General features: G+C 58.2%; 24 protein-coding genes. 8 read left to right on the top strand and 16 right to left on the bottom strand.

Going from position 1 to position 26188, the window contains the following annotated elements; genetic code table 11:
• Nucleotides 1-6 precede the first annotated feature (6 nt).
• The 4 genes from NBV64_RS00265 to NBV64_RS00250 are packed head-to-tail and all read right to left on the bottom strand — an operon-like array spanning nt 7 to nt 4944.
• Nucleotides 7-1233, bottom strand: coding sequence for a pyridoxal phosphate-dependent aminotransferase (locus NBV64_RS00265; protein WP_239054942.1), 1227 nt, complete (start codon nt 1231-1233; stop codon nt 7-9).
• Nucleotides 1230-2888 (bottom strand): ABC transporter permease, encoded by a 1659-nt coding sequence (locus NBV64_RS00260; RefSeq protein WP_021447150.1) that lies wholly within the window; start codon nt 2886-2888, stop codon nt 1230-1232. The genes NBV64_RS00265 and NBV64_RS00260 overlap by 4 nt, the downstream gene beginning before the upstream one ends.
• Entirely contained in the window at nt 2885-3949 is a 1065-nt protein-coding gene (locus tag NBV64_RS00255; RefSeq protein WP_250756391.1) for an ABC transporter ATP-binding protein, read from the bottom strand. The genes NBV64_RS00260 and NBV64_RS00255 overlap by 4 nt, the downstream gene beginning before the upstream one ends.
• An 11-nt stretch (nt 3950-3960) precedes the next feature.
• On the bottom strand, nt 3961-4944 hold the full coding sequence (locus tag NBV64_RS00250) for an ABC transporter substrate-binding protein (RefSeq protein ID WP_250756389.1): 984 nt from the start codon (nt 4942-4944) through the stop codon (nt 3961-3963).
• 120 nt (nt 4945-5064) lie between these two features.
• Here NBV64_RS00250 and NBV64_RS00245 point away from each other — a divergent pair, with 120 nt between their 5' ends.
• The gene (locus NBV64_RS00245) at nt 5065-5946 is read left to right on the top strand and encodes a LysR family transcriptional regulator (RefSeq protein ID WP_009461478.1); all 882 of its coding nucleotides are present in this window, start codon (nt 5065-5067) and stop codon (nt 5944-5946) included.
• Between the two features lie 28 nt (nt 5947-5974).
• Here NBV64_RS00245 and NBV64_RS00240 read toward each other — a convergent pair whose 3' ends face one another.
• Nucleotides 5975-6901: a DMT family transporter gene (locus NBV64_RS00240; RefSeq protein ID WP_250756388.1), complete on the bottom strand. Its 927-nt coding sequence runs from the start codon at nt 6899-6901 to the stop codon at nt 5975-5977.
• Nucleotides 6902-7110: 209 nt separating this feature from the next.
• On the opposite strand from NBV64_RS00240, the gene NBV64_RS00235 reads away from it, so the two are divergent.
• Genes NBV64_RS00235 through NBV64_RS00225 form a run of 3 tightly spaced genes read left to right on the top strand, consistent with a single transcriptional unit; the run spans nt 7111 to nt 9630 of the window.
• On the top strand, nt 7111-7839 hold the full coding sequence (locus NBV64_RS00235; RefSeq protein WP_009461474.1) for a GntR family transcriptional regulator: 729 nt from the start codon (nt 7111-7113) through the stop codon (nt 7837-7839).
• A 49-nt stretch (nt 7840-7888) separates the two neighbouring features.
• Nucleotides 7889-8857: a Bug family tripartite tricarboxylate transporter substrate binding protein gene (locus NBV64_RS00230; protein ID WP_009461472.1), complete on the top strand. Its 969-nt coding sequence runs from the start codon at nt 7889-7891 to the stop codon at nt 8855-8857.
• Nucleotides 8858-8874: 17 nt separating this feature from the next.
• A complete protein-coding gene (locus tag NBV64_RS00225; protein WP_009461470.1) occupies nt 8875-9630 on the top strand; it encodes an arylmalonate decarboxylase in 756 nt (251 codons plus the stop codon).
• Nucleotides 9631-10019: 389 nt separating this feature from the next.
• Here NBV64_RS00225 and NBV64_RS00220 read toward each other — a convergent pair whose 3' ends face one another.
• From NBV64_RS00220 to NBV64_RS00170, 11 genes are all read right to left on the bottom strand, one after another.
• On the bottom strand, nt 10020-10808 hold the full coding sequence (locus NBV64_RS00220) for an enoyl-CoA hydratase/isomerase family protein (protein ID WP_021447154.1): 789 nt from the start codon (nt 10806-10808) through the stop codon (nt 10020-10022).
• A gap of 27 nt (nt 10809-10835) precedes the next feature.
• Nucleotides 10836-11603 carry a GntR family transcriptional regulator gene (locus NBV64_RS00215; protein ID WP_250756387.1) on the bottom strand — a complete coding sequence of 256 codons (768 nt, stop codon included), beginning with the start codon at nt 11601-11603 and terminating at the stop codon, nt 10836-10838.
• A 12-nt stretch (nt 11604-11615) separates the two neighbouring features.
• Nucleotides 11616-12416, bottom strand: coding sequence for an alpha/beta fold hydrolase (locus NBV64_RS00210; protein WP_115634699.1), 801 nt, complete (start codon nt 12414-12416; stop codon nt 11616-11618).
• Nucleotides 12417-12418: 2 nt separating this feature from the next.
• Nucleotides 12419-12790 (bottom strand): hypothetical protein, encoded by a 372-nt coding sequence (locus NBV64_RS00205; RefSeq protein ID WP_021447155.1) that lies wholly within the window; start codon nt 12788-12790, stop codon nt 12419-12421.
• A complete protein-coding gene (locus tag NBV64_RS00200) occupies nt 12790-14307 on the bottom strand; it encodes a class I adenylate-forming enzyme family protein (protein ID WP_250756386.1) in 1518 nt (505 codons plus the stop codon). The genes NBV64_RS00205 and NBV64_RS00200 overlap by 1 nt, the downstream gene beginning before the upstream one ends.
• Complete coding sequence (locus NBV64_RS00195) at nt 14300-15907, bottom strand: ATP-binding cassette domain-containing protein (RefSeq protein WP_250756384.1); 1608 nt, start codon at nt 15905-15907, stop codon at nt 14300-14302. The genes NBV64_RS00200 and NBV64_RS00195 overlap by 8 nt, the downstream gene beginning before the upstream one ends.
• A complete protein-coding gene (locus NBV64_RS00190) occupies nt 15904-16884 on the bottom strand; it encodes a branched-chain amino acid ABC transporter permease (RefSeq protein ID WP_021447157.1) in 981 nt (326 codons plus the stop codon). Before NBV64_RS00190 ends, NBV64_RS00195 begins: the two co-directional genes overlap by 4 nt.
• The gene (locus NBV64_RS00185; protein ID WP_021447158.1) at nt 16881-17726 is read right to left on the bottom strand and encodes a branched-chain amino acid ABC transporter permease; all 846 of its coding nucleotides are present in this window, start codon (nt 17724-17726) and stop codon (nt 16881-16883) included. Before NBV64_RS00185 ends, NBV64_RS00190 begins: the two co-directional genes overlap by 4 nt.
• Nucleotides 17727-17805: 79 nt before the next feature.
• A complete protein-coding gene (locus NBV64_RS00180; RefSeq protein ID WP_009461449.1) occupies nt 17806-18963 on the bottom strand; it encodes an ABC transporter substrate-binding protein in 1158 nt (385 codons plus the stop codon).
• 330 nt (nt 18964-19293) lie between these two features.
• Nucleotides 19294-20376, bottom strand: a complete 1083-nt coding sequence (locus tag NBV64_RS00175; RefSeq protein ID WP_172401126.1) for a TRAP transporter substrate-binding protein — start codon at nt 20374-20376, stop codon at nt 19294-19296.
• 74 nt (nt 20377-20450) lie between these two features.
• Complete coding sequence (locus NBV64_RS00170; protein ID WP_060186776.1) at nt 20451-21290, bottom strand: class II aldolase/adducin family protein; 840 nt, start codon at nt 21288-21290, stop codon at nt 20451-20453.
• 169 nt (nt 21291-21459) lie between these two features.
• Between NBV64_RS00170 and NBV64_RS00165 the strand changes: the two genes are divergently transcribed.
• The 4 genes from NBV64_RS00165 (at nt 21460) to NBV64_RS00150 (ending at nt 26103) form a co-directional block, all read left to right on the top strand.
• Nucleotides 21460-22365, top strand: a complete 906-nt coding sequence (locus NBV64_RS00165) for a LysR substrate-binding domain-containing protein (protein ID WP_083055143.1) — start codon at nt 21460-21462, stop codon at nt 22363-22365.
• Between the two features lie 74 nt (nt 22366-22439).
• Nucleotides 22440-23501, top strand: a complete 1062-nt coding sequence (gene ilvC, locus NBV64_RS00160) for a ketol-acid reductoisomerase (RefSeq protein ID WP_274984805.1) — start codon at nt 22440-22442, stop codon at nt 23499-23501.
• Between the two features lie 34 nt (nt 23502-23535).
• On the top strand, nt 23536-25041 hold the full coding sequence (locus tag NBV64_RS00155) for a Rieske 2Fe-2S domain-containing protein (RefSeq protein WP_250756382.1): 1506 nt from the start codon (nt 23536-23538) through the stop codon (nt 25039-25041).
• Nucleotides 25042-25092: 51 nt separating this feature from the next.
• Nucleotides 25093-26103: a PDR/VanB family oxidoreductase gene (locus NBV64_RS00150; protein WP_035269425.1), complete on the top strand. Its 1011-nt coding sequence runs from the start codon at nt 25093-25095 to the stop codon at nt 26101-26103.
• The last annotated feature ends 85 nt before the right edge of the window (nt 26104-26188 follow it).

Raw genomic sequence — 26188 nt, 5'->3', positions numbered from 1 at the left:
AGGGGATCAGCTCAGTCGAGCAATGGCCTGGGCAATGCGGCTCATCGCCTCCTCCAGCTCCTGATCGCTGGAGGCATAAGACACCCGGAAGTGACCGGGTAGTTCAAATGCCGACCCTGGTACCACAGCCACCCCTGCACTGCGCAGGAAGTACATGCACAGGTCCTTGTCGGTACTGATCAACTGACCGGAAGGGTCTCGCAAACCCAATACGCCCTGACAACTGGGAAACACGTAAAACGCGCCCATGGGAAGATCGCATTCAATGCCCGGCATGGCATTGAGCGCGGCTACCACCTTGTCACGGCGACGGCGGAACGCTTCCACAAACTCGGGCAGAAAATCCATGGGGCCATCCAATGCGGCCACGGCCGCTGCCTGGCTGATGGAGCTGGTATGGGACGTCGCTTGCGACTGCACCAGATTCATGGCCTTGATCAGAGGCAGCGGACCGGCGGCGAACCCCACCCGCCAGCCGGTCATTGCATAGGCCTTGGAGACACCATTGATGGTCAAGGTGCGCGCCGCCATGTATGGAGACAAGGCAGCAGGCGTTGCGAAGGGTTCATCGCTATAGCGAATTTTTTCGTATACATCATCGGCCATCACCCAGACATGTGGGTGGCGCAACAGCACTTGCTCCAGCGCTTCCAGTTCCTGCCGTGAATACACGGCACCACTGGGATTGGAGGGAGAATTGAGCATCAGCCATTTGGTACGGGGGGTGATGGCACGTTCAAGCTGGTCGGCTTGCAGCTTGAAACCGGCTTGGGCACTGCAACGCACAATGACCGGCTGGCCACCTGCCAACAAGACCATTTCAGGGTAAGACACCCAGGCAGGGGTAGGGATGATGACCTCATCCCCGTCCTGCACGGTGGCCTGCAAGGCGTTATACAAGGCTTGCTTGGCCCCGCAACCCACCTGGATCTGATCGGGGCTGAAGTGCAGGCCATTGTCACGCTCGAACTTGCGCACTACGGCCTCACGCAGGGCCAGGGTGCCAGCGACCTCGGTATAGCGGGACTCATTACGATCAATTGCTTCTTTAGCCGCCTGACGCACATGCTCGGGGGTCGCAAAGTCCGGCTCGCCTTGACTGAGGGTAATCACAGACTGCCCCTGTTGCCGCATTTGATTGGCCAGACGCGTCATCTCTTTGGTGGCCGATGCCTTGGCTCCCAACACGCGCTGGGCTAGCGCGATCTCTTCCTGACATTGCACAGAGCTCATTGTGTCCATCCTACTTTTACTTTGAAAATGAAACGGGTCAGCAGCAACGGCAAAAAGATCGCCATCAACAGCACCAGGCTATATGCACTGGCCTGTGCCAAACGCCCACTGTCCACCAATTGAAAAACCTCGATAGGCAGGGTGCTCATCCCGCCAAAATACAGAACCACCGTGGCGGATAATTCCGACAGGGTCGTGATCCACATCAACACCGTGGCGGCAATCACGGCAGGCCATACCACCGGCAAAACGACCTTCGCAAAGGTTGGCATCGGCGCTACGCCCAGGCTGATGGAAGCCTCTTCGATGGAGCTACGCAAGTTATGTAAAGGTCCCATGGCTGCACGCACACTGGTGGGCACCCGGCGTAAAAAGTAAGCCAGCGCCATAATGACCCAACTGCCGGTCAGCACCAGCCAGCCACTGTTAAACACATTGATCAAGGCAATGCCCAATACGGTGCCCGCAATCGTCAAGGGCAACATGACCAGCACATCCAGACCTGTACTCAGACCGGAAGGACGCTTTACGATCAGATAGGCGGCCACGATGGAAAATACGGCACCGGCACTGGTCGCTGCGGCGCCCAGCAACAAGGAGTTGTACAAAGGCCCGGGTGCCTGCACCAAAGCTTGCTGCATATGGCTCAAGGTAAAGCCGCCATACTTCAGCACCGGTCCAATAGAGGGCGTAAATGCGGTAACAATCACCACCATCACGGGTAGCACTGACAGCAAAATCAGGATCGATACCAAAGAGGCGCACACAGCGGCCTGCCAGGCACGCAAGGGCACGCGCTCCGGAGCTCGTCCAGACTCCATCTGGTAGGTGCGTCGGGCTACAACCCACTTTTGAATCAGCAGCAAGGCCAAACCCAGAAACACCAGCAAAGAAGCCATGGTGGTCTGCATTTGCGGGTTACCGCCCATTTCGCTGACAAATTCGTTATAAGTCTTGACCGCCAGCACGGGGGTACGGGCTCCCAAAATGGCCGGAACGCCAAAATCCCCAATAACGTGCATGAAGACCAGCACCGCTGCACCGCATAAAGCCGGCATCATCAAAGGAAAGGTCACCGTGCGCAAGGTGCGAGCCGGGGAGCTACCCAGACTAAGCCCCGCCTCTTCCAGGTTGCGGTCCATGGACTTCAACCCTACCAGCACAGCGACATAGGCGTACACGTAGTTGTTCAAGGTCATCACAAACACCAGACCCCACCACGAATACAAAGAAGGCAGCTCCAGGCCCAAAGGAGCCAGCACGCTATTGAGCACGCCTTGTTTACCCAGCACCACAATCCAGGCTGCTGCAACCACCACGTCCGGAATGACCAAGGTCAGCAAAGGCAAGACGCCCAGGCAAGTAGCCAAGGGGAAGGAAAAACGAGCCGCAGCCAGAGCCAAACCAGCGCCCAGCACCAGGCTAAACACGGTTACGGCCCCACCCAGCCACAAGGTGTTGAACAAACTCTCCCGATAAGCAGGCTCGGAGAAAAACTGCACGTAGCCGTGCAAACCAAACTGACCATCCTTGTTGAACAGGGAGCTGGTCAGCATGGACAGGACTGGCCATAGCAAAAAGTAGCCCAGCAAAGCCACTGCACCCAGGGCCAGCATCAGCCAGGCTGGATCGCGTCGCAAAGAACCCAGCATCATGTGCGCTCCACCAAGAGAGCCGATTCGGGAACGCGCAATACCACCGCATCGCCCCGGGCCCAACTCTGACTGACACCGGTATTCCAGACCACTGCCCTCAGGAAACCGAACTCCGTGCGCAATTGATAAGCCGTGCTGGGACCCCGGTAATCCACGCTCTCAATCCGCGCCGCAATGTCACCCTCGCCCAGCGGGCGCACAGCATCCACACTCAGAGTTTCAGGCCGCAAGGCCAACATCGTCCGCTCGGTAAAACGTCCGACAGACTGAATACGCACAATGCCCCCCGCCGTACGGAACCGGCGGCAGCCATCTGCAGCCTGGCCGAGCTCCTCCTGCAGCTCGATCAGATTGGCCCCTCCCACAAAATCAGCCACAAAGCTGTTGTCAGGGCAGCGGTAGATCTGCTCGGACGTCCCGACCTGGCGGACGCAGCCCCGATCCATGACGGCAATGTAATCAGACACGCTCAGCGCTTCTTCCTGATCATGCGTCACAAACACGGTAGTAATGCCGGCTTCCTGCTGCAGGTCCCGCAGCATCTCGCGCAGATCGGTGCGCAGCTTTGCATCCAGGGCAGACAAGGGCTCATCCAGCAAGAGCAGATCGGGCTTGATCACCAAAGCGCGTGCCATGGCCACTCGCTGTCGCTGCCCACCGGACAAGGCCGACGGCAAAGCATCTGCCTTGTCCTTCAAGCCCACGCGCGCCAGCATTTCCAACGCGGGGACACGAGCCTGGGAGCGAGACTGGCCACGCGCCAGCAAACCGTAGCTGACGTTATCCAGCACGCTGCGATCCGGAAACAGCGCGTAATCCTGAAACACCATGCCCACATTGCGTTTGTGCACAGGCACTCGCGTCATGTCTGTTTGGCCGAACAGCACCTTGCCATGATCAGGGCGCACAAACCCGGCCAGCATGCGCAGCAAGGTCGTCTTGCCACAACCCGATGGCCCCAGCAGGGTAAACAAGGAGCCACTGGGGATGTCCAGATCCAAGCCGTGAAACAAAGTTTGCGAGCCGTAGCTTTGCTCAATACCTGATAGATGTATCTGCATACCAGTCCCGCCTAGCGTTGGGAAACCAGTGCACGCCAACGTGCCAGGAAGTCTTCACGATCCGCACCCATACGATCATCATCCAGCGCATGCACACGGATCTGATCCATGGCAGGCAAGCTTGTCAGCGTATTGACGGCAATATCGCTGCGCAAAGGGCGACGGAACGCGCTTTTGAACACCTCTTCCTGCGCAGGGCGGGAGGCAAGGAAGTCATACAGATTGCGAGCGGATTCGGGGTTACGCCCGCCCTTGATCAAGGCCATGCCTTCCGGCGACAAGAAAGTGCCCTCTTTGGGGTAGACCAGGTCAATCGTATCCAGACCACCGGCCACATATTGATAGGCGGCATATTCCATCGTTACCGCAACCGCGAACTCGCCATTGGCAACGCCCTCGTAGGCACCGGAGGTGGTTCCGACCACCACTGCATTGCGCACAACCTTCTCAAACACCTCCTGGCCCATCAAATCCTGCAGGCCATACAAGGCAACATAAGAAGAGCTGCTGCGCTCCGGATCTGGAATCACGATCTTGCCCTTCCAGGCCGGATCAGCCAGATCCGCCCAGCTGTCAGGCGCCTTGAGTTTGCCCAACTGCCGCTCGTTAAGCATCAACACCGTGACATGGGTATTGGTACCCAACCAACGTTGCTCAGCTCCCTGATACTGGGCACCTACAGCACTGGCCTCGGGCGACGAATAGGGCGCCAGGTACTCGGCATACTGCGACAAGGTGGAAAACCCACCGGACCAGAACAAATCGCCCAAGGGTTGCTCTGCTTCGGCCTTGATACGCTGCATCAAGGCACCGGAACCAGCCCGCACCACGGACACCGATATCTCGGGGTGAACCTGACGGAACTGCTCGATCACCGTGTTCACCACATCGATGTTATTGGAGGAGTACAACACCACTTCATCCGCCTTGGCAGCCCCCGTACCCAAGCAGGAAAGCATGAGCAAAGCGGATAGATAAGGGAAACGGTTTTGCATGATTATTTCCTGTAATTTCAATAAAATTGCATGAAAATCATGGTATTTATCTTAGATGACCGTTCTGTTACACCCTACTTCCACCCCCTGCTAACCGTGACCCTATCATGAGTTTTAATCATGCTTGAGAATGTTCCTCTGGTTCCCTTGCGCGTATTTGTCGCGGTGGGCCGACAAGGCAATTTCACCCGAGCGGCCCAAAGCCTGGGGATCACCCAAAGCGCAGTTAGCCGACATATCGCCACCTTGGAAAAAGTCAGCAAACAGGCTCTGTTCATTCGGCGCGGCCCCTATATTGAGCTGACGGCAGCCGGCCTGCAGCTGTATGACACGGTCAAAGATGCCATGGCTACCCTGGAGATGGCCATTCAGCAAATCACCCATCAACAGGATCAGCACGAAAGGCTGCGAGTCCGCACCTCCATGCCCAGCTTTTCAATGACGGTGCTGGTGCCCATGCTTGGCCAGTTCACCGCCCAGCACCATATGCAAATTGATCTGATCACCAATCTGTCGCCACCCCGTCCTAATGAAGAGTTTGATGTGTTGATCAGCCGTGACTTGAGCCTGCCCGACAGCGAAAGCTGGGAGCTCATACGCGAAGAGCTGGTATGCGTGGCAGCACCTGCCTTGATCCAGCAGCACAGCGGGCAGGCCTGGGAACACTGGCCTATGGTGACCGCGCGCTCACGACCGGACATGTTGGGTTTATGGGCTTTGGATCAGGGTATTGAGCCTTCGCGGCTACTGATGAGCGCCACCTACGATCACCTGTTTTTCGCGATTGCCGGGGCCATTGCCGGTTCCGGATTTCTGGTTGTGCCGCGTTTACTGGTGATGGATCATCTACGCGATGGCGTCCTGCGAGAATTCGGCCCTGGCCAGGTGGCCACGGGCGCAAGCTACATGGCCTATGTCAACGCACAATCACCACAGCAAAGTGAGGCCCGCCAGTTTTGCCGATGGTTAAAGAGCAGCTTGCGACAACGCATTGCGCCTTGAGACCGTTCGCATCATTTCGCTGCTTCAATCAGGCTCTGCGACGTCGCAGTTGACTGATCCAGCTATAGGCACTGACCAGGGTAATGCCCATCAACACCAGTAAAGCGCCCATCACAAAACGGGGTTCTATGGCCTCGCCCAGCAGGAAAGCGCCGAATAAAACACCGAACAAAGGGGTTGCGAAGGAAAACACCCCCAGGCGCGACGCCTGATAATTACGCAGCAACCAGAACCAGACCAGAAAACTCAAGAACGCCACCACCACAGACTGGAACACCAGGCTGGCGCCCAGCAAGCCGGACCAATTAATATCGGTTTGCCCGGTCACGACAGCGGCCACCATCAAAATCACAAAAGCGCTGAATAGCTGATACAGCAAGGCTTCCGAAGGCGGCACAGCAGACAGGCGCGTGCTGCGGATCAGTACGGTGGTAAAGCCCCACAAGGCTCCGGCAGCCAAGGCCATCAAGTCCCCGATCAACATGCGTCCCAGATCAGCCCCGTCCATGCTGGCCGGGCCCAAAAAGGTAATGGCGATACCCGCCACCGCCAGCCCGATCCCTACCCATTGCAAGCGGGCCAGACGCTCGGACGGCAAGAGAATATGCAGGCCCAAAGCCGCAAACACGGGCGCGGTATATAAAAACACCACCACGTGCGCTGCGGAGGTAAAACGCAGGCTCTCACCCAGCAGCAAATACTCCAGCGCAAACAGCAAACCGGCCATCAGCCCCGGCTTCCAGGCCCCTTCGGTGAAGGCAAGCTTGTGCGTGCGCACCAGAACCAGCAAAGCCACCAGCACACAGGCCACACCCGAGCGCAAACCGATCTGAAAAATAGGCGCCATGTCATTGGCCGTGGCCTTGAGCAAAATCTGCTGAAAGCTCCAGATCAGGCACAGGACCAGCATGGCGCCGCTGGCCAACGCATCCAGCGGTTTCCGTTCTTCGCTCATGGTTTTTTTATCCGAAAAATAGCGTGCTTTCCCCTATGACCGAACAGGGGCAGAGGGGGGGGGGCAAAAAATGATTATCCGTGAAATTTTCCCGAATCAAAACGGGGCAAAACTTTCTTTACCCTCGGATAAGCCTTAATTGATATATCAAAAACCCCTCCCTAGAATCATTTAAGCCTAAAAAACAGGAAAAGGCTTGGGAGACAGACATGACGCTTAGCAATACCGACCGGGTACGAATCGAACTGGAGCACCGCATTGCCAGCGGTGATCTGCCGCCGGGCAGCGCCATTGATGAATCCTTGCTGTGCACGTTTTTCCGGGTATCACGCACCCCGGTGCGCGAAGCCTTGCTGCAACTGGCGGCCACCGGGCAAGTGCGCATCGCCCCGCGCGCCGGGATTTTTGTCACCCAGCACACCATTGAAGAACTGGAAGAAATGCTGGAAACCCTGGCCTTGCTGGAAGGTGCCTGTACGCAACTGGCGGCCTACCGCATCAGCAATGCCCAGATTCGCGAACTGGAGCGTTTGCAAAAGCGCGGTGCCAAGGCCCTGCAGGACAAAAGCCTGGCTGACTACGCCACGTACAACGCCGAATTGCACGCCCTGATTCACAGCATTGCCGGCAATACCTTCATGGTGCAGCAAATTGAACATCTGCGCCGTCTGACCAACCCTTACCGCCACCGCCATCTGGATCAGGAAAACCGCATGGAGCAGTCCTGGCATGAACATCAGGCACTGACCCAGGCCCTGGCCCAACGTGACGGCCCCAGCGCCATGCAGGCAGCGGCCAGCCATGTGCTGTCCGGGGCCGAATCCCTGCGTCGTGTCGCCCAAGCCCATCCCGAGAAATGGGAGTTCGACAAGCGCGAGCGCTATAGCTGGCTAAACGCCCAGCTCAACCCTTTAGCCGGGTTTTATATGCGGCACTGAATTAATAATTAGCTAAAAAAACTACCACTCATACCGAGGAGACTTTCTCATGTTTGCAAGCCGTTTCACACGGCGTGCGCTGGCTGCGCTCGCCCTGACATTAAGCCCTGTGGCCGCTTTACACGCTGCCGAACCCATTCGCCTGGTCGTGGGTTTTGCCCCCGGCGGCGGGGTCGACACCCTGGCCCGCGTCACCGCTCAGGCGCTAAGCAAGGAGCTGGACCGCACCGTAATTGTGGAAAACAAATCCGGCGCAGGCGGCACCATTTCTGCCGACTACGTATCCAAATCCCAGGCCGATGGCAACACGCTGCTGTTTGCCGATACCTCCTTGCTGGTCGCCCCATATATTTACCCGGCGCTGCGCTACGACTTGCAGCGTGACTTCGCCCCTATCGGTATGGTGGGCCAGTCTGATCTGGCGCTGGCCGTTCCGGGCGACAGCCCTGTCAAAACCGTGGCCGAATTGATCGAGGCCATCCGCAAGGCGCCCCCTCAAACAGAAACCTTCGCCTCGGTGGGCGTAGGCTCGGTGCACCATCTGGGTGGTGAACTGTTCGCCTTGCAGACCAAAACCGAACTGGTGCACGTTCCTTACCGCGGTGGCGCTCCCGCCAGTCAGGCTCTGGCCTCCGGTGAAGTGTCCATGTCCTTTGCCAGCCTGGCTTCCTCGATTGGCCTGGCCAACTCCGGCCGCATTCGTCTGCTGGCCACCTTGTCCGAGCGCCGCTTCCCCGGCATGCCCGATCTGCCCAGCGTCTCGGAAACCATTCCTGGCTATAGCGTGACACCGTCACTGTTCATGCTGGCCCCACAAAACGTGGACCCGGCCTTGATCGCCACCGTCAGCAAGGCCTTGGAAAACAGCATGCAGCAAAAGCAAGTACAGGATGCCTTTCTGGCCCAAGGTTCGGTAGCCGGTTATCAAGATGCCCAGGCCACCGAAAAATGGCTGGGTGAAGAAACAGAACGCTGGGCCAATGTCATCAAGACCGCCCAACTCGACTTTAAACAATGAAACAAGCAGCTACTGTTATGACGACTGACAACTCTGGCGCCCAGCGCCCCGTACTTGGCCTGATCGTGCCGCCAGCCGCCGGTCTGGTGCCTCCGGAAGGTCCGGAAATGTACCCGGAAATCGATTTCATCGCCCAAGGTCTGGCGCTCAGTTCGGTGGACAAGGAAGGCTATGACCAGGTTATTGACCAGGTGGTGGAAGCAGCCCAGAAACTGGCTGCCCGTGGCGCCCAGGCCGTGTCCTTGATGGGAACATCGCTGAGCTTTTACCGTGGCTCGGACTTTAACGAAGAACTGGTGGCCCGCCTGCATGAATCCACCGGCTTGCCATGCTCCACCATGAGCCATGCCATCTTGCGCGGTCTGCGTGTCAGCGGCATCGAACGGGTAGCGGTGGCCTCGTCCTATATTGATGACGTAAACCAGCGCCTGGTCCGATTTCTGGGCCAGAACCAGATCCAGGCCGTCTGCGCTTATGGACTAGGCGTTAACGACGTCACGGCCATGTCGAAAATCAGCACGCAGGAGCTGGTAGACCTGTGTCTGAAGACGTGGGACATCGCCCAAGAGCAGGCCCCCGGTCAGGCACAAGGTTTGCTGCTGTCTTGCGGAGGCCTGGTATCGCTGGAAGCCGTACGTCAGGTCGAGGACAAACTGGGCGTCACTGTCGTGTCCAGCTCGCCTGCTGGCTTCTGGGATCTGGTGGCGACAGCTGGCCTGGATTTATTTCCGCAAGGGATGGGACGACTGGCACAAGAGCGTCAAACCGCCTGATACCTCGATGTAGATAGCCCCTTGTCCGCAAACGCGGATAGGGGCACGTAACACACTATTTGCGCACAGTAACGCCACGCAGATTGTGCCGCCCCACAGGCCGTCGTGACCTGTTTGGCATCAAAACAAGGCAAAGGGCTGTCTCACCAAGGCTCGGGCTGGGCCACGTCCAGCTTATGTTGCTCATCATACGTAGTCATGCCCCCCCAAAGGTTGGAGCAGTCTCCAACTTCTGGGTTGCAAGCCAAGCTGGGTGTGGGACTTATTGTTCAGACCTCTGCGACATCAAAAGCGATGCGCCCGCAGCGCACTCAAGCGCGGTCCGACAAAATACCTTCTCCCGCCCTGGTCGCCGGTCCGCTGACCGCCCCCAAGCAGAGCCGTTTTATCTAGGCTCGACCAGCGGACAAAAAACCCGCACGCGCCTGGGCTCCTTCTACACTGTCGCGACACACCAGCGCCTGATCGGCATCCATATAAATGCCCAGACGGTTCATGGCATTGGCGACCTGATTCACCGACTCCTTGGTCATGCGGATAATCGCCGCAGGCGACTCCGAAGCCCGCTTGGCCAAAGACTGTGCCACCGCCACGGCCTGACCAGGCTCGCAGACCTCATCCAGCAGGCCCCAGTCCAGCGCCTGTTCAGCACCGAAGCGTTCGGCCAGCAAGATGGCACGTTTGGTGCGAGCGGCACCCAGCATGTTCACCATGCGTGGAATGGCGCCCCAGCCCATGTTCAGGCCCACCTTGGCTTCAGGTAGATACAAAAAGGATGACTGCGATGCCACACGCCAATCACACGCCAGCGCCAGAGCAACCGAACCACCGACGGCGGCGCCTTCAATGGCGGCAATCGTCAACTGAGGCAGTTCCTCCCACAGGCGACACAAGCGTGCACCACGCTGGGCCACATCACGTCGTTCCAGCAAGCCTGCCTGCTCGTCGTTCCACTTTTGCGGATCTTTCAGATCAATCCCGGCCGAGAAAATATCCTTGGCCCCGGTCAGCACCACGGTGTGAATCTCCAGCGACAAGGCCAGATCCTGCGCCACCTGCGTCAAGGCCAGCAAGGTGTCCTGATCAATAGCATTGCGGTTCACGCCGCGATCAAAGCGCACCAGCGCATGGTCGCCCGTCACCTTGACCGTCACACTGCGGCCATATTTGCGTTTCATGAATGTCTCCCCAAAGGTTCGGAAAAATCAGCTCTGCGAGCGATGGCTCCCATCACTGCGCGACAGGCGCGTGACGTAGCGGAATTCATAAGGTGGGTAAAAGCTGACCGCCACTTCCATGACCTTGCCCGCCAGATTGCGGAAGGTACGGATAATCAGCAGCGCCGGGTCGGAGTCCTCGTAGCCCAGAAAGCGGGCAACATGCGGGGGAAAGCGCGAGGCGGAGATTTCCATCTCGATGGTTTCCACCACTTCGCCACAGTGCTCCTCCAACAGCGGATACACACCACCGGGCTGGGTGGAAATCCGGTCAGCCACCGCCTGGTATTCCTTGCGCAGATAAATATCTGTCCAGGAAATGCCGCGCTTGCTGCCCGGCACACTACGGTAGGTTTCCACCTTCACCCAATCTGCCGGCTCACCGTCCAGCGCGGTTTCAGGTGGCTGCTTATCCACACAAACCGCCTTTTTATGCACGTGCAAATCGGTAAATTCCAGATAGCGCTGCAACTGGTCCGTGGTATCCAGCGCCAGACCAAACTGCGGCTTGGGATGCTGGCGTATCACGGTGGTACCGGCACGGCGACGCCGCTCGATCAAACCCAGATCGGTCAGCTTGCGTATGGCTTCACGCGCCGTGTGCCGACCGACCCCGTACATCTCGCAAAGCTCCATCTCGGTGGGCAGCTTGGAGCCGACGGGGTAATAGCCCGAACGGATCAGCTCCAACAAGCGATCGCTCATGTTCTGATACAGGGTTGGCTTGGCGCTGGACTGGGATTCGGTGTTTGCCATACGGTTTTCAGCTTAAAGAGACAGGCGGCGCATCGCAGCCAGGGTGTCGCGGGTGAACTGCTCAGGACATTCACTTTGGGGAAAATGCCCGATGCCCGGCCATTCTATATATTCCACCGGAACTTTGCCTTCTCGCAGCAAGCGTTCGACCTCTCTGGCGGACTCTGGCGGCACGGACCAGTCCTCGCTGCCTTCCACGATCACCACCGGGCAGCGGATATCGTCCAGAATCTGTTCCATGCGAAAACCACCAAAAGCGCAGATATCCGCAAAGGCCACCGCCGGAATGCAACGACGGGCATCCGTCACCACTTCCAGCGCACGGGCCGGGTCGGACAGGGTGCCCATCAAGGTGCGAAAGGTCACTTCAAACCAGTCGCCCGGATTGATACGCGCCATCTCCAGAATACGCGGGTTATAGCCGGAGGATTTCACTACGTTCACCGAAGCGCCATCGACCAGCACCAGGCCACGAATACGCTCGGGCGCCATGGCAGCGGCCTGGGCGACAACACCCCCGCCCATGGAGTGCCCCATCAAGACCGGATTCTGGATACCTGCCGCATCCAGAAACTGCAGCAAATACTGAGCATTTTGCGGGGTGACAGTATGAGGGCCACCCAATGGCATGCCGCTCTTGCCGTGACCGGGTAAATCCAGCGCATACACCGTGTAAAAGGGCGCAAAGTGGTCCAGCACATATTGCCAGGACAGGCTGTCCTGACTGGCGCCGTGCACCATCACCAAGGCCGGACCGGAACCGGCCAGATCGTAATAGGCGCGGATACCATCCGCAGTTGTCACATAAGGCATGCTCAGACCTCCAGCTCGCCCGTCAGACGGGTCAGGGCGTACAACAACATCCAGTTCTGCACGCAGGCGCGCAAATCGCCTCCCACAACCAGACGGTGCTGACGCACCAAGCGGTTAAATGGAAAGCCCTGGGCCAGATCCGCAAAGGCAGCACTATCGCCTTCCAGCCAGAACGGCACCTCACGCGGGCCTGTGCCCGCCTGCACATCCTGTTCTGACACGGCCAGCCAACTATGCTCGCCGGTGTCGGTATTGCGCAGCGCCACGCAAACATCGGCCAGCACACTGTGCTGCCGTACAAAATCATCGGCGCGGGCGCGCTTGGCCCAGGCAGCCAGCACGGCAGGGTCAAACAGAGATAAAGAAGTCAGCATCAGACATACCTTTGTCGAAGAAGGAACTTCTGCACTTTGCCCGAAGAGGACTGGGGCAGGGAATCCACAATAAAGATGCGTTTGGGTACTTTAAAGCCGGACAGTTTTTCCCGACAAAACTCGCGCAGCACTTCCACATCCGGCTCACGGCCATTAGCGGGCACAATCGCGGCAACCAGCTCTTCGCCCCAATACTCGTGGGGCAGGCCAAAGGCGGCGGCCTCGCGCACATCGGTGTGGCTGGCCAGACAGTTTTCCACTTCCAGCGCGGCCACGTTCTCGCCACCTGTCTTGATCATATCTTTGCTGCGGCCCATGAAATAGGCAAAGCCTTCATCGTCCACCCGAATCAAATCGCCCGTGTGCAGCCAGCCATCGGCATCCAGCACCTGGGCAGTCAGCTCGGGCTGTCGCCAATAGCCTTTGAACACGGTCGGGCCACGCACCTGCATTTCGCCCGGCCCGCGCTGATCGGGCAGCACCTTGCCGTCTGCATCAACCAAGCGGTACTGCACATGCCGCCACAGGTAGCCGATGGAACCGGGATGCTCCAGAATCTCCTGCGTGTAGCGATTCTTGATGGTGGTGACACAGCTTTCCGTCATGCCAAAGCCCCAGCTGAATTCAGCATTGGGAAACACGGTTCGGATCAAGTCCTGACGCCACTGGCCCAAAGGCGCAGCCGCAGTTTGCACAAACTGGGCACCGGGCAGGGACAGCTCTTTAAACTCAGGGTGATCGGTCAAGCCCACCCACATGGCCGACAACAAAAACACATGCGTAGGCTGGTACAAACGCAACGCGTCCATGACCGCATCGGCCTCGAAACGCGGAACCACATGCAAGCTGCCACCGGCATACAGAATGGGGCCATTCACCACCCCGAAGCCGCCAATGTGAAACAAGGGCGTCGCCAGCAAGGAGCGGCTGTTGGCATCAATGCCCAGCTCCATGATGTAGTTCACCGCATTGGCCGACAAATTGCCGTGTGTCAGCATGGCTCCCTTGGGGGCCGAGGTCGTACCCGAGGTGTACATGATGATGGCCACATCCTCATCCCCCACACGGCCAAAGCGGTGCTGCACCGGATCATCCGCACGGTGATCGGGCAAGGCCTCAGGCAAATGCTCCAGCCACTGCACGGCACTGTTCAAACCACCTTCGGACTCGATCTGCTCGCGCAAGGGACGGTAGGCCGGGTCCACAATGCACACCGTGGGCTGGGCATCGTCCAGCAAGTAGCGCAATTCAGCAGCACCGTAACGGGTGTTCACTGGCACCAGAGAAAAACCGCCTACGGCCGTGGCATGCAGCAAGGCCAGATAGTCGATGGAATTGGGCGTCATGATGGCTACCCGATCCCCCGGCTGTACGCCCAACCCTTTCAAATAAGCCGACAAGGCGCGCGCACGGGCGCAGAACTGAGCAAAGGACAAGGCCTGGCGCTCGTCCGAAACCGCTACCTTGTCGGGGTAGCGCTCGGCATTGAACATGGCGACCTGGTAAATATTAGGCATGATGCGAAGCCTCTGCGGCGTGGCCCAGATAGGCTGCTGCAATTTGTGGGTTATTCATGATGTCTTTGCTGTCGCCCGCCAGACTCAAGCGCCCGGTTTCCAGCACAACGGCGTGATTCGACAACTTCAGCGCCAGGCGAGCGTTCTGCTCCACCAGCACAATCGTGGTGCCGTCCTGGCTGATCTGACGAATTGCACGGGCCACTTCCAAGGTGACTGCGGGGGCCAGACCCAGGGAGGGTTCATCCAGCAAGAGCAGGCGGGGCCGGGACATCAGGGCACGGCCAATCGCACACATTTGCTGCTCGCCACCCGAGAGGTGGCGACCCTGGCTTTGCTCGCGCTCCAGCAGACGCGGGAAGTAGCCATAAATACGTTCCAGATCCACCGTAATGTCGACCTGATCGCGACGCAGATAGGCCCCCATCAAGAGGTTCTCGCGTACCGTCAGTTCCGGGAACAGGCGACGGCCTTCAGGAGACAGGGCAATACCCAGATTCACACGGCGTTCTGCGCTCAAGTTCTGGATAGGCTGGCCTTCCAACAGGATTTCTCCCCCAGCAACCGGCACCAGACCGCTAATGGCTTTCATCAGGGTCGATTTACCCGCTCCATTGGCTCCGATCACGGCGCACACACTGGCTTCTTCCACCGCAAAACTGACCTTGTCCAAGGCCCGTACTGCGCCATAGGACACGCTCAAGTCCTTGATTTCCAGCATGGGCGCAGGCTTGCTGACCTTGGCAGCTCCCTGACCAGTCGTAGAGACCGAAGCCGAATGTCCCGTCCCGTTTTGCGCAGCGCGGACCTCCACGGCTGGCTCCAGACCAGGTTCCTTGTCCAGATCCGCACCCAGATAGGCTTCAATCACCCGCGGGTCCTGACGCACTTGTGCGGTCGGGCCTTCGGCCAGCAAACGACCGTTAACCAGCACCACCAGCTTTTGGCACAGGCGCATCACCAGCCCCATATCGTGCTCGACCACCACCACATCAATGCCACTGGCGTGGATGCGTTCAATCAGGTCGGCCATAGCCACGGTTTCCACCGGGTTCAGGCCAGCAGCGGGCTCATCCATTAAAAGAAGGCGGGGCATGGCTGTCAGGGCCATACCCACACCCAAAATCTTCTGTAAGCCATAGGCCAGCGAATCGGCCTGCTCATCGGCTACAGACTCCAGGCCAATCAAGGCCAAGGCTTGTTCTGCCTGTCGCGCGGCCTCTTCGCGGCCACGACGCACACCCCAAGGGTTGAACAACGACCAGGGCGAAGGAAACTGACGGAACAGAGCCGCGCGATACAGGTTTTCAAATACCGTGTGGCCTGCAAATACATGCGTCATCTGGAAGGTACGCACCAGACCCTGGCGCGCCAAGGACGCGGCCGGGCGACCCGTAATCGCGGCACCATCCATGGTGACAGCACCCGCGCTGGGCTTGGTCGTACCGGCAATCAGATTGAACAGCGTGGTTTTACCGGCGCCGTTGGGGCCGATCACGCCGGTAATCTGACCGGGAGCCGTGCTGAAGGACACCTCGTCCACCGCGCGGATCCCACCAAAATGTCGGCTAAGACCCTGAACATTCAATTGCACGCTCATGCTGCCTCCTTGCGCGCGCCGCGCCACTTACGCCACAGACCCGCCAAACCTTGCGGCATGAACAAGAGCAGCAAAATCAAAGTCAGGCCATAGATCAGGCGCTGATACTGCTGCAAGTCGCGCAGCAACTCGGGCAGGGGGATCAGGATTGCGGCCCCCACCACGGCACCAGCCAGGGCACCCACACCACCCAGCACATTCATGATGACGGCATTCACCGCTGTCCAGAAACCGAAGGAATCAGGCGAGATATAGCCTTGGTAGTGGGCATACAAGCTGCCTGTCCAGCCGGCAATCAGGGCGCTAAGGACAAACACACTGACCCGAAAGCGCAGCACATTCAAACCACCGGAGCGCACCAACTGCTCGTTCTGATGCAGGGAGTCCGCCACCATGCCCCATTCGCGGCGGTACAAGGCCCGCAGCACGAAATACACCACCAAGGCAAAGCTGACCGTCACCAGATAAACGCCGTAACGCCCTTCAGGAATCGGCAAGCTGGCTTGCAGGGCCGGAATCTGGCCAAAGCCGTTATTGCCGCCAAACAGTTCGTGGAACTCGATAAAGCACAGCACCACGGCTTCGCCAAGGGCGAAGGTCAAGAGTGCGAAATGCACACCCTTGATACGCATAAAAATAGGGCCGGTGATCACAGCTAATGCTGCCGTCAGCACTCCGGCGCCCAAAAACGCGGCTGGAAAGGACCAGCCATAATCTCGACTCAAAATGGCCGAGGCATACGCCCCCAGCCCGAACAAGGCACCATGCGCCAGCGAGAGCTGGCCGATGCGCAAAACCAGATTCATGCTCATGGCCAGGCAGGCGTACAGCGACACCATGATGGCCAGATGCAGGGCAAAGCGAGGCTGTCCGGCCCACACGGGCCAGCCCAGCAGCACCGCGACCACGACGGCATGCCAGACCCATTGCAGGGCGCCATCACGCGGATAGAAAGAAGCAGTTTTGATCGCGCTCATGACGATTTCCCCATCAAACCGCTGGGTTTGACCAGCAACACGGCCATCACGATCAGGAAGGACAGCATGGTGGCCACGGTCGCGTTATAGAAGGTTGACGCCACGGCCTCGGTAACACTCAGAATCAGGGCGGCAACCACCGCACCGGGCAAGCTGCCCAGACCACCCAGAACCACAATAATGAAGGCTTTCACCACCACGGCTTCGCCCATATAGGGGTGCACGGTGTAGACCGGCGCCATCAGGGCACCCGACAAACCGGCCAGGCCGCAGCTCAAGGCAAAGGTGAAGGCCATGATCTTCCAGGAACTGACGCCTTGCAGACGTGCCACTTCCCGATCCTGCGCCACCGCACGTATCGTCATGCCGATACGGGTGCGCTCGATCAGAAAATAGAAGGCGGCCAGCGCCAGCACACTCATGCCTACGATCAGCAATTGATCCTTGGCGAAAAAGGCTTGGCCAATTTGCCATGCACCTTCCACCGGACGGCGTACCGATTGCTCGTCCACCGAGAACAGCAGCGAGATCCCCGCCTGCAAGGTAATCGCCAAAGCCAGGGACATGATCATGCCGCCCATCTCGTCGCCGACAAAGCGACGGAACAGGCCGCGTTCAGCCAGTAAGCCCAGAAATCCCACCAGCACGGCAGCGGCCGCGATAGAGGGCAGGTAGGGCCAGCCAAACTGACCATAAAACACATACATGGCGTAAGCGCCCAGCATGTAGAACTCGCCGTGAGCGAAGTTCACCACCCGCAAGATGCCAAACACCAGCGTGAAACCCAGGGCAACCAGGGCGTACACGAACGTGGACATCAGGGCGATGATGGCGATTTGCATTGCGATCTGCATAATTGCTAACCGTATCAAGGTGCACTCCACCGCCGTGGCGGAGTGCGTACTGAAACAAAACCGGTAATTAGCGGGCGTCGAACTTGTTGATGACCTTGGCCTTGCCGCCCTCGATCACACCCAGGTAGGCCGGGGTGGCGATCTGGTGGTTCACGCCATAGACATCCTTTCCGCCCCACACAATCGCGCCTTGAATACCGTCAAAGCTGCTATTGGCTTCAATGCGGGCACGCACGGCATCGGTATCGTCCACGGTGCCAGCTTCGTTAATGGCCTTGAACAGCAGGCGGGTGGCATCGTAGAAGTAGAAAACGAAGTCATCCATGCTGTTGCTGTGGACCTTGGCGTAAGCCTGGCTCAGCTTCTGGTAGGGCTCGCTGGACGGATCGGCAGACAAATACACCAAGGTTCCTTCCGCATTGTCCGCACCGGCAGACTTCACGGTTTCAGCCACGTTATTGCCGCCAAACTTGGTGAACTGGCCCTTGAAGCCCATTTCACGTGCCTGACGTATCACAATACCGGCCGGGCCGGGTGGCACGGTGTCCAGTTCGATGAAGTCCACGTTCTTGGCCAGAATGCTGGTCAGCAAGGTGCGGAAGTCGTTTTGCGAGCGCTCGAAGAACTTGGTTTCAGCCACGTCGTAACCGGCGTCCTTATAGGCAGCGGTCTGGATCTTTTGCGTGCTCCAGCCGGTCGCATCGTTAGGCGACAGGATCGCCAGACGCTTCAGCTCGGGGCGCTCCTGCTTCAACCAGCCAATCAGCTGACGGTTGTATTCGTACTGCGTAGGCAGCACGCGGAACATGTATTGCGTGTTCGCATCCAGCACTTCGGTCGAGTAGCTGTTGGACAGCATGATGACCTTGTTGCGCTCGGTAATCGGCTTCATGGCCATGACCGAGGCCGAGCCAATAGGACCGATAATGTATTTCACTTCATCCTGATCGATCAGACGGTTGGTGGCGGTTACTGCATCTGCTGCCTTGTAGTGGTCGTCGTAAGTCAGCACTTCAACCTTGTACTTCTTGTCGCCCACTTCCAGGCCACCGGCCTGATTGATTTCATCCACGGCGATTTTCACGCCACCATCAATAGCCAGCCCCCAGGGCGCGCCTGGACCTGTCATGCCTCCTACCACACCCAGCTTGAGCGTTTGAGCCTGCGCGCCCAGCGCGGCCACCATCCCTGCTGCTGCCAGTACACCCCGTATCCCGTTTTTCATGGACCTGCTCCTATTAATTGACCGGACATAATTGTTGTTTGATACGAACAATATAATAAGGAGCCGATACTTGTCTATGGAAATATGGATTGATAATGACCTTATAACCAGCGCCCACAGGGGAATACGCCTGAATTTAAGGGAAAACACCGACGCAGTCTGTCGGTTTATTTGTACGGACGTTAATCTATACATTTATATAAAAAAATCATGGCCTGGGCATGTATTCCGCTAAATAGTGGGGTTGAAACCACCTGCTCCCAGACACAAAAAAAAGCCGCTTTCCATAACAGAAAGCGGCCTCGAGGTCCGGCTACTCCTACCACTCATTCATAAAGACACGGTCTGCATGTACTGATCAAAGCGTGCTTCCGCGAAGCGGAACCACAGCAGCTCATCCTTTTGGAACGCACGGTAATCCGCATAAATCGTACGCCATTGCGGATTGCTTGCATTCAGTTCGGCATACAGTTCCTCACTCGCCTTGAATGAGGCATCCAGCACTTCCTTGGAGAAAGGCAAGACTTTGGCTCCCTGACCGACCAGTTCTTTCAGGGCACCTGGGTTACGGGCATCGTATTTGGCCTGCATATCCAGATGCGCATACGTGCTGGCTGCCGAGACAATATCTTTGTAGTGCTGCGACAAGCCGTCATACGCTTTCTTGTTGACCAGCAGATCCAGCCCTACTGAACCCTCCCACCAGCCTGGGTAATAGTAATAGGGCGCGACCTTGTGAAAGCCCAGTCGCAAATCGTCATACGGCCCCACCCACTCGGCGGCATCAATAACGCCTTTTTCCAGCGCCTGGTACACCTCGCCACCGGCGATGTTTTGCGGAATGCCACCCAGCTTCTCGATGACTTTACCGGGCAATCCACCAATCCGAATCTTCAGGCCCCGTATGTCTTCCGGGGTATTGATCTGCTTGCGAAACCAGCCACCCATCTGCACACCGCTGTTGCCACAGGGGAAGTTGACGATGTTGTAGTTAGCATAAAAATCACGTGTCAGCTTCAAGCCATTGCCGTGATACATCCAGGCCGTCAGCTGGCGAGAGTTCATGCCAAACGGAATGGCACAGCTCAAGGCAAACGCCTCATTCTTCCCAAAGAAATAGTAGGGCGCCGTGTGAGCCGCTTCCACCGAGTTCTGTTCCAGCGCATCGACTACACCCATGGCCGGCATCAACTCCCCACCCGCATGCACGGAGATATTGAACTTGCCATCGCTAAGCTCGCGCACTTTCTGCGCAAAGACTTCCCCACCGCCATAAATCGTATCCAGGTGCTTGGGAAAGCTCGATGCCAGTCGCCAGCGCAAATTCTCTTGCGCCTTGACGACCGCAGGGGCCATGCCACTGGCCACAATGCCGGCCAGGCCGGTCAGTTTCAGCATTGCTCGTCGTTCCACGCTTGTGTCTCCTCGTTTTATTTATGCAAAGTCAGCAGCTTGCCCCCAACGGATCAAGCTGCCTGCGGGACGAATCAATCAAACATATCGGGCTGGGTGCGCAACAGGTTTTCCCAGATCGGCTGAAAGTGCAGCCAGCCAATGTATTCGCTCCCTACGTGCTCACGGCTGTAACGGGCACGTTCGGGGGTCACCAGTGTTGGCGTCATGCCGGTTGCTGCAATCATCAATTGCTGCTGGCAGCAGCGTTCCAGCGCAATGAACCAGAAAGCGGCGGCTTCAATGCTGTGGCGGCTGGCCGTCAGCAAACCATGGTTCTGGTGAATGGCTGCCTTGACGCCCGCAAAGGCATTAGCCACTTTGTGACCAGCCTTGGTTTCCACGGCAACCTGACCCGCTTCTTCGCGAATGACAACATGGTCTTCAAAAAAGGCGGCGGCATCCTGCGTAATAGGCAGGATTTCCTGGCCCAGTGAGGCAAACGCAGTGCCATAAACCGTATGGGCATGGCACATGGCAACGATGTCGGGATGTGCTTCGTGAACCGCAGCATGCAGGACAAAGCCGGCACGGTTCACCGCGTAATCGCCTTCCACCACTTTGCCTTCGTGGTCCGCCAGAATCAGGTTCGAAACCTTCACATCGGCAAAGTGCACGGCCATGGGATTGGTCCAGTACAAGCTGGGATGCTCGGGATCACGGATGGTCAGGTGACCAGCAAAGCCATAGTCCAGACCATGCAGGGCAAAGGCACGGCAGGCGGCCACCAGGCGCTGCTTCAAATGCGTGCGCGCTTCTTCAAAAGACTCAAACTGGGGCTCTTCGGGATAGATCAGGCCCTGCTGCTCGGGCTGGTAAATGGACTTTCGGCCCGTCATGGCCAAAATTTCATTGATATCGGGTTTAGCGTTCATGGGAAGGTCTCCTTCGGGTTCGGCAAGATGTTGCGTTGCCCGCACGCCAGCCCATCCAGCGCAGCGTACGGGTGAAACGTAAAACCATGGTAGAGGTCGAAAACCATGAATGACAAACGAAGCTTTTTCAGCTATTGATTAAAAATATTCATCTGTTTAAGGCACCCTTATGCGAGCCATCCCTAATTTCGCCTGGCTACGAGCCTTTGAATCCGCTGCCCGTCTGGAGAGTTTCAGCCTGGCGGCCGATGAGCTGCACCTGACTCCTTCCGCGATCAGCCATCAGGTCAAAAGCCTGGAGACTCATCTGGGACGCAGCCTGTTCGTCCGTCACAACCGGCGTGTCAGCTTGAACAGCCAAGGCCAGGAGTTCTATCGGGAACTGACTCCCTTGCTGGACAAGCTGGCCCGGCTTTGCGAGGACACACAAGGCGAGAGCGGGGGTACGCACGCCTTGACCGTGCATTGCGCTCCCAGCCTGGCGGTGAAATGGCTGGGGCCCCGTCTACATGCTTTCATGCGGGATCATCCCGGCTTAGCCATCCATTTGCGCACGGATGCCACGCCGCCCGATCTGCACCAGTCCACCGACATTGACTGCGTGATCAGCTACGGACATGCCCCCAGCCACGACCCTAGGCTGGTGGTGGAGTCGCTGCATCCTGAACCCCTGTTGCCTTTATGCTCGCCCAAACTCTATGCCAGTCTGGCTCTGCATCAGCCCTGGTACCTGCATTTGCCCTTGATCGATTCCACCATCAGTCCGGTCAGCTGGGCTGACTGGTTTGGCAGCAATGGCATGGCCTCCTCCCCCGGTCCACGTCTGTCCTTTGACCGCGGTGCCATGGCAGTTGCAGCAGCGGTGGACCAGTTGGGTGTCTGCCTGGAAACACAACGCTTTGCCGAACGCGAACTGGACAATCGGGAACTGATCGTCTTGCCCGCCCCCAATGGTCGCAGCCTGCAACGCGAGATGCATTTTCTCTACTACCGCAATCACCGCGACACGCTTAAACGCGTTGAACACCTGCGTGAATGGCTGCTGCGCGAGGCCAGCCTGACCCCGATGCGCTAAGCAAAATTTCTGTCCTAGGGATTTCCCCCGACCTGCCAATTTTTCCTTGACACCTCGAATATCGCCCCACAATACTGAACTCTGTATACAGAACACAGAACTCACAAAAAGGAGGCAGTATGAAGGTGTTTTATGACAAGGACGGCGATCTGGCCCTGGTGCAGCAACGCCGGGTTGCCATCATCGGCTACGGCTCTCAAGGCCATGCTCACGCATTGAATCTGCGTGATTCTGGCGTGGAAGTGGTCGTGGGTTTGCGCCCCAACAGTGCCTCGCGTCACAAGGCCGCCATTGCCCGTCTGGCTGTGGCAGACATCGCGTCTGCCGTTCAACAAGCCGATATCGTGATGATGCTGCTGCCTGACGAGGACATTGCCCGCGTCTACGAGCAGGAAGTCGCCCCCCATATCCGCCCCGGCGCCACGCTGGGCTTTGCCCACGGTTTCAACATCCATTACGGCCAGATCCAGCCCCGCGACGATCTGGACATCATCATGGTCGCCCCCAAGGCACCCGGCCACACGGTGCGCTCCACCTACGTGGAAGGCGGCGGGGTTCCCCACCTGATCGCCATTCATGCCGACCGTTCCGGTCAGGCTCGTGACTTGGCCTTGTCCTACGCCATCGCCAATGGCGGCGGACGCTCCGGCGTCATCGAAACCGATTTTCGTGAAGAAACCGAAACGGATTTGTTTGGCGAGCAGGCGGTGCTCTGTGGCGGCATGGTGGATCTGGTCAAGTGTGGATTCGAAACCTTGGTTGAGGCGGGCTATGCCGAAGAAATGGCCTATTTCGAATGCCTGCATGAACTGAAGCTGATTGTGGATCTGCTGTACGAGGGTGGCATCGCCAACCTGAACTACAGCATCTCCAACAATGCCGAGTTTGGCGAATACCAGGCCGGTCCACGCATCGTGACCGAAGACACACGCCAGGCCATGAAAGTCTTGCTGCGCGACATCCAGGACGGCACCTATGCCAAGAATTTCATCCTGGAAAGCCGTGCCGGCCAACCCTCCTTGAATGCCCATCGACGCCTGAACCAGCGCCACCGCCTTGAAATCGTCGGCGAGCAGCTGCGCGCCATGATGCCCTGGATCAGCGCCCAGGCGCTGGTCGACCGAAAAGTAGCCTGACCCTTTCCACCATTGATCTATACACGAGGACGACATGACCGAAAAGAAACTGATTCCCTACGGCGGCTATTACACCAACCGCATTCCTGATCACGACCCTGAGTTGACCGAAGTCGGTCCTGGTACGCCCATGGGCGAATACATGCGCCGCTTCTGGCATCCCGTCTGCATGGCAGCGGAACTGACCGACACCCCACGTTTCCTGAAAATACTGGGTGAAGAACTGGTCGCCTTTCGCGACAAGAGCGGTCAGATCGGCCTGCTGCACGCCCATTGCGCCCACCGTGGCGCTTCCCTGGAATACGGTGCCATCCAGGAAAAGGGCATTATGTGCTGCTATCACGGCATGGTGTTCGACGTAGACGGAACCTGTCTGCATGTCCCTTATCCGAAAGGCGAAGAGGCCGAGGGCGAAAAGTACGCCTGCTCCATCCGCCAGGGTGCTTACAAAGCCTTCGAGCGCCATGGCCTGATTTTTGCCTATATGGGCCCACCCGATGCCGAACCTCCCTTCCCCGAATGGGAAGAAAACTTCACCGTCATGCCTGGTGATGAACTGGTGGCTTTCAGCAACTTCCAGCACTGCAACTGGCTGCAAGTACAAGACAATGCCGCTGACAACTTCCACCCCACCGCACTGCACGCTGCCAAGAACGTGGTAGGCGGCAACTACCAGGGCACCACGTTTGATGAGGTGGGCGCAGCCTCCATGGAAGTAGCCCCCGACATGCAGTTCATCCCGGTACACAATGGCCGCAGCCTGGCCTGCGCGGGTGCGCGTCGTGCCAGCAAGGACAATCTGTTTATCCGTGTTCAGCACCAGGTCCTGCCCAATCTGAGCCTGCATGCCTACACGTCCGAAGACGGTGCCCAGCAAAAGTTTTTCAGCCGCTTTCACATCGTGCGCTGGACCGTCCCCGTGGACGACCAGAACAGCAAGATGATTGGCTGGCGCGTCATGGGCCCTGGCATTGATACACGCGGAGTGGGCAACAAGGATATGGTGGGCTACGAGACCATCGACTTTCTGGAAGGGCAGGTTGCGATGCGCCGTCCCGAGCGCTTTGGGCAATACAAGCTGGAAGATCTGCCACCCATCCCGTCCGACCACCGTGCCCGTCACAACTACAAGGAATGCCAGCAGGCACCGGGCGATTACGAGGCCATCATCAGCCAGCGCCCGATTGCGGTCCATGCCCTGGAGAACCCGACCAAGTTCGACGCCGGGCTGTACATGTTCCGCAAGATGTTGCGCGATGCCTTGCGTGGCTCCAACCCTGCCGCGACCCCCGAAGGCTTTGCCCAATGGCTGAAAGACTGTGGGGGTGCCCCCAACAGCTATTGCTCGGGCAATGTCCTGGCGATTCCCGAGTCCGAGGATTTGGCCCAGGAAGTCGCACGCCGCCGACATGCCACGCGCGAAATCGTGCGCATCCTGACCTCGGCCGACAATCTGAAAGGCTCGGAACGCGAGGCTTTCGTCAAACAGAGCATGCAGGAACTTCAACAATCGCTCAGCGCTGTTGCTGCTGAATCCTGATCGCCTGCCGCACCCGCTCCAAAGGGGCGGGTGCCCCATACGGAGAGCGCCATGAACGCCATTGCAGAACCCGCCACTCCCGTCCAGGCGGCTACCAACCCGGACGGGCTGCTGTCACTGCGGATCCGGCAAATCCGCTACGAAGCACAAGGCATCAATTCTTATGAACTCAGCTGTCCTCAGGGTGGCGAGTTGCCCGCCTTTGAGGCCGGTGCCCATATAGACGTACATATTCAACCCGGCCTGATCCGCCAATACTCGCTGTGCAACCCGCCTCATGAGCGTCATCGTTACGTCATTGCTGTCCTGCGCGATGCCAATGGACGAGGCGGCTCACGCACCTTGCACGACGCCTTGCAGGTCCAGCAGCAAGTCACCGTCAGCACGCCCCGAAATCATTTCCGACTGGACCCGAACGCACGCCGCTCCATCTTGCTGGCCGGGGGGATAGGCATCACCCCCATCAAGGCGATGGCCCACTTTCTGGAATCGCAGGGCCAGCCCTTTGAATTGCACTACTGCACTCGCAGCCACGACACGGCCGCCTTTGGCTCCGAACTGCTCACATGGCAAGAGCAAGGCCGCCTGCATCTGCATCTGGACAACGGCAACCCCGCACAAGGTCTGAACCTGCAGGACCTGCTGGCCAATGCTGCTGACGGCACCCACGTGTATTACTGCGGCCCAGCCGGCTTCATGCAAGCCTGTGCGCAGGCCAGCTCGCACTGGCCTGCCGGTTCCGTGCATTGCGAACACTTCAAGGCGCCTGAACCCGCCCCCAGTGCCAATACTCTGCCTCCCGGTGCCTTCGTGGCGCAGATTGCCAGTACCGGCCAGTGCATTGAGGTTACACCCGATCAATCCCTGAGCGATGCCTTGACGCAAGCCGGTGTGCCGATTGCCACCTCCTGCGTATCGGGCCTGTGTGGCACATGCCGCATCAACTATCTGCAAGGCGATGTGGATCACCAGGACTACATCCTCAGTCCCGACGAGCAAAGCCACTGCCTGACCGCCTGCGTTTCACGCGCACGTTCGGGCGTACTGGTTCTGGACCTGTAAGGCCATCTCCTGGTCCTGGCTCCCGCCAGGGCACACCCCATTTACTTCGGGCACGCTCGTAGCCCAAGGAGTCAACACAGCACCT

It is taken from the genome of Alcaligenes sp. DN25 (assembly GCF_023674485.1).
GTDB lineage: Bacteria > Pseudomonadota > Gammaproteobacteria > Burkholderiales > Burkholderiaceae_B > Alcaligenes > Alcaligenes phenolicus.
The sequence above is the reverse complement of the archived record's forward strand: the minus strand, read 5'-3'. Positions and strand labels throughout refer to the sequence as shown.

Coding starts and splice junctions, on each gene's coding strand:
- NBV64_RS00265 (WP_239054942.1), bottom strand. CDS start 1,233: ATGAGCTCTGTGCAATGTCAGGAAGAGATCGCGCTAGCCCAGCGCGTG.
- NBV64_RS00260 (WP_021447150.1), bottom strand. CDS start 2,888: ATGATGCTGGGTTCTTTGCGACGCGATCCAGCCTGGCTGATGCTGGCC.
- NBV64_RS00255 (WP_250756391.1), bottom strand. CDS start 3,949: ATGCAGATACATCTATCAGGTATTGAGCAAAGCTACGGCTCGCAAACT.
- NBV64_RS00250 (WP_250756389.1), bottom strand. CDS start 4,944: ATGCAAAACCGTTTCCCTTATCTATCCGCTTTGCTCATGCTTTCCTGC.
- NBV64_RS00245 (WP_009461478.1), top strand. CDS start 5,065: ATGCTTGAGAATGTTCCTCTGGTTCCCTTGCGCGTATTTGTCGCGGTG.
- NBV64_RS00240 (WP_250756388.1), bottom strand. CDS start 6,901: ATGAGCGAAGAACGGAAACCGCTGGATGCGTTGGCCAGCGGCGCCATG.
- NBV64_RS00235 (WP_009461474.1), top strand. CDS start 7,111: ATGACGCTTAGCAATACCGACCGGGTACGAATCGAACTGGAGCACCGC.
- NBV64_RS00230 (WP_009461472.1), top strand. CDS start 7,889: ATGTTTGCAAGCCGTTTCACACGGCGTGCGCTGGCTGCGCTCGCCCTG.
- NBV64_RS00225 (WP_009461470.1), top strand. CDS start 8,875: ATGACGACTGACAACTCTGGCGCCCAGCGCCCCGTACTTGGCCTGATC.
- NBV64_RS00220 (WP_021447154.1), bottom strand. CDS start 10,808: ATGAAACGCAAATATGGCCGCAGTGTGACGGTCAAGGTGACGGGCGAC.
- NBV64_RS00215 (WP_250756387.1), bottom strand. CDS start 11,603: ATGGCAAACACCGAATCCCAGTCCAGCGCCAAGCCAACCCTGTATCAG.
- NBV64_RS00210 (WP_115634699.1), bottom strand. CDS start 12,416: ATGCCTTATGTGACAACTGCGGATGGTATCCGCGCCTATTACGATCTG.
- NBV64_RS00205 (WP_021447155.1), bottom strand. CDS start 12,790: ATGCTGACTTCTTTATCTCTGTTTGACCCTGCCGTGCTGGCTGCCTGG.
- NBV64_RS00200 (WP_250756386.1), bottom strand. CDS start 14,307: ATGCCTAATATTTACCAGGTCGCCATGTTCAATGCCGAGCGCTACCCC.
- NBV64_RS00195 (WP_250756384.1), bottom strand. CDS start 15,907: ATGAGCGTGCAATTGAATGTTCAGGGTCTTAGCCGACATTTTGGTGGG.
- NBV64_RS00190 (WP_021447157.1), bottom strand. CDS start 16,884: ATGAGCGCGATCAAAACTGCTTCTTTCTATCCGCGTGATGGCGCCCTG.
- NBV64_RS00185 (WP_021447158.1), bottom strand. CDS start 17,726: ATGCAAATCGCCATCATCGCCCTGATGTCCACGTTCGTGTACGCCCTG.
- NBV64_RS00180 (WP_009461449.1), bottom strand. CDS start 18,963: ATGAAAAACGGGATACGGGGTGTACTGGCAGCAGCAGGGATGGTGGCC.
- NBV64_RS00170 (WP_060186776.1), bottom strand. CDS start 21,290: ATGAACGCTAAACCCGATATCAATGAAATTTTGGCCATGACGGGCCGA.
- NBV64_RS00165 (WP_083055143.1), top strand. CDS start 21,460: ATGCGAGCCATCCCTAATTTCGCCTGGCTACGAGCCTTTGAATCCGCT.
- NBV64_RS00155 (WP_250756382.1), top strand. CDS start 23,536: ATGACCGAAAAGAAACTGATTCCCTACGGCGGCTATTACACCAACCGC.
- NBV64_RS00150 (WP_035269425.1), top strand. CDS start 25,093: ATGAACGCCATTGCAGAACCCGCCACTCCCGTCCAGGCGGCTACCAAC.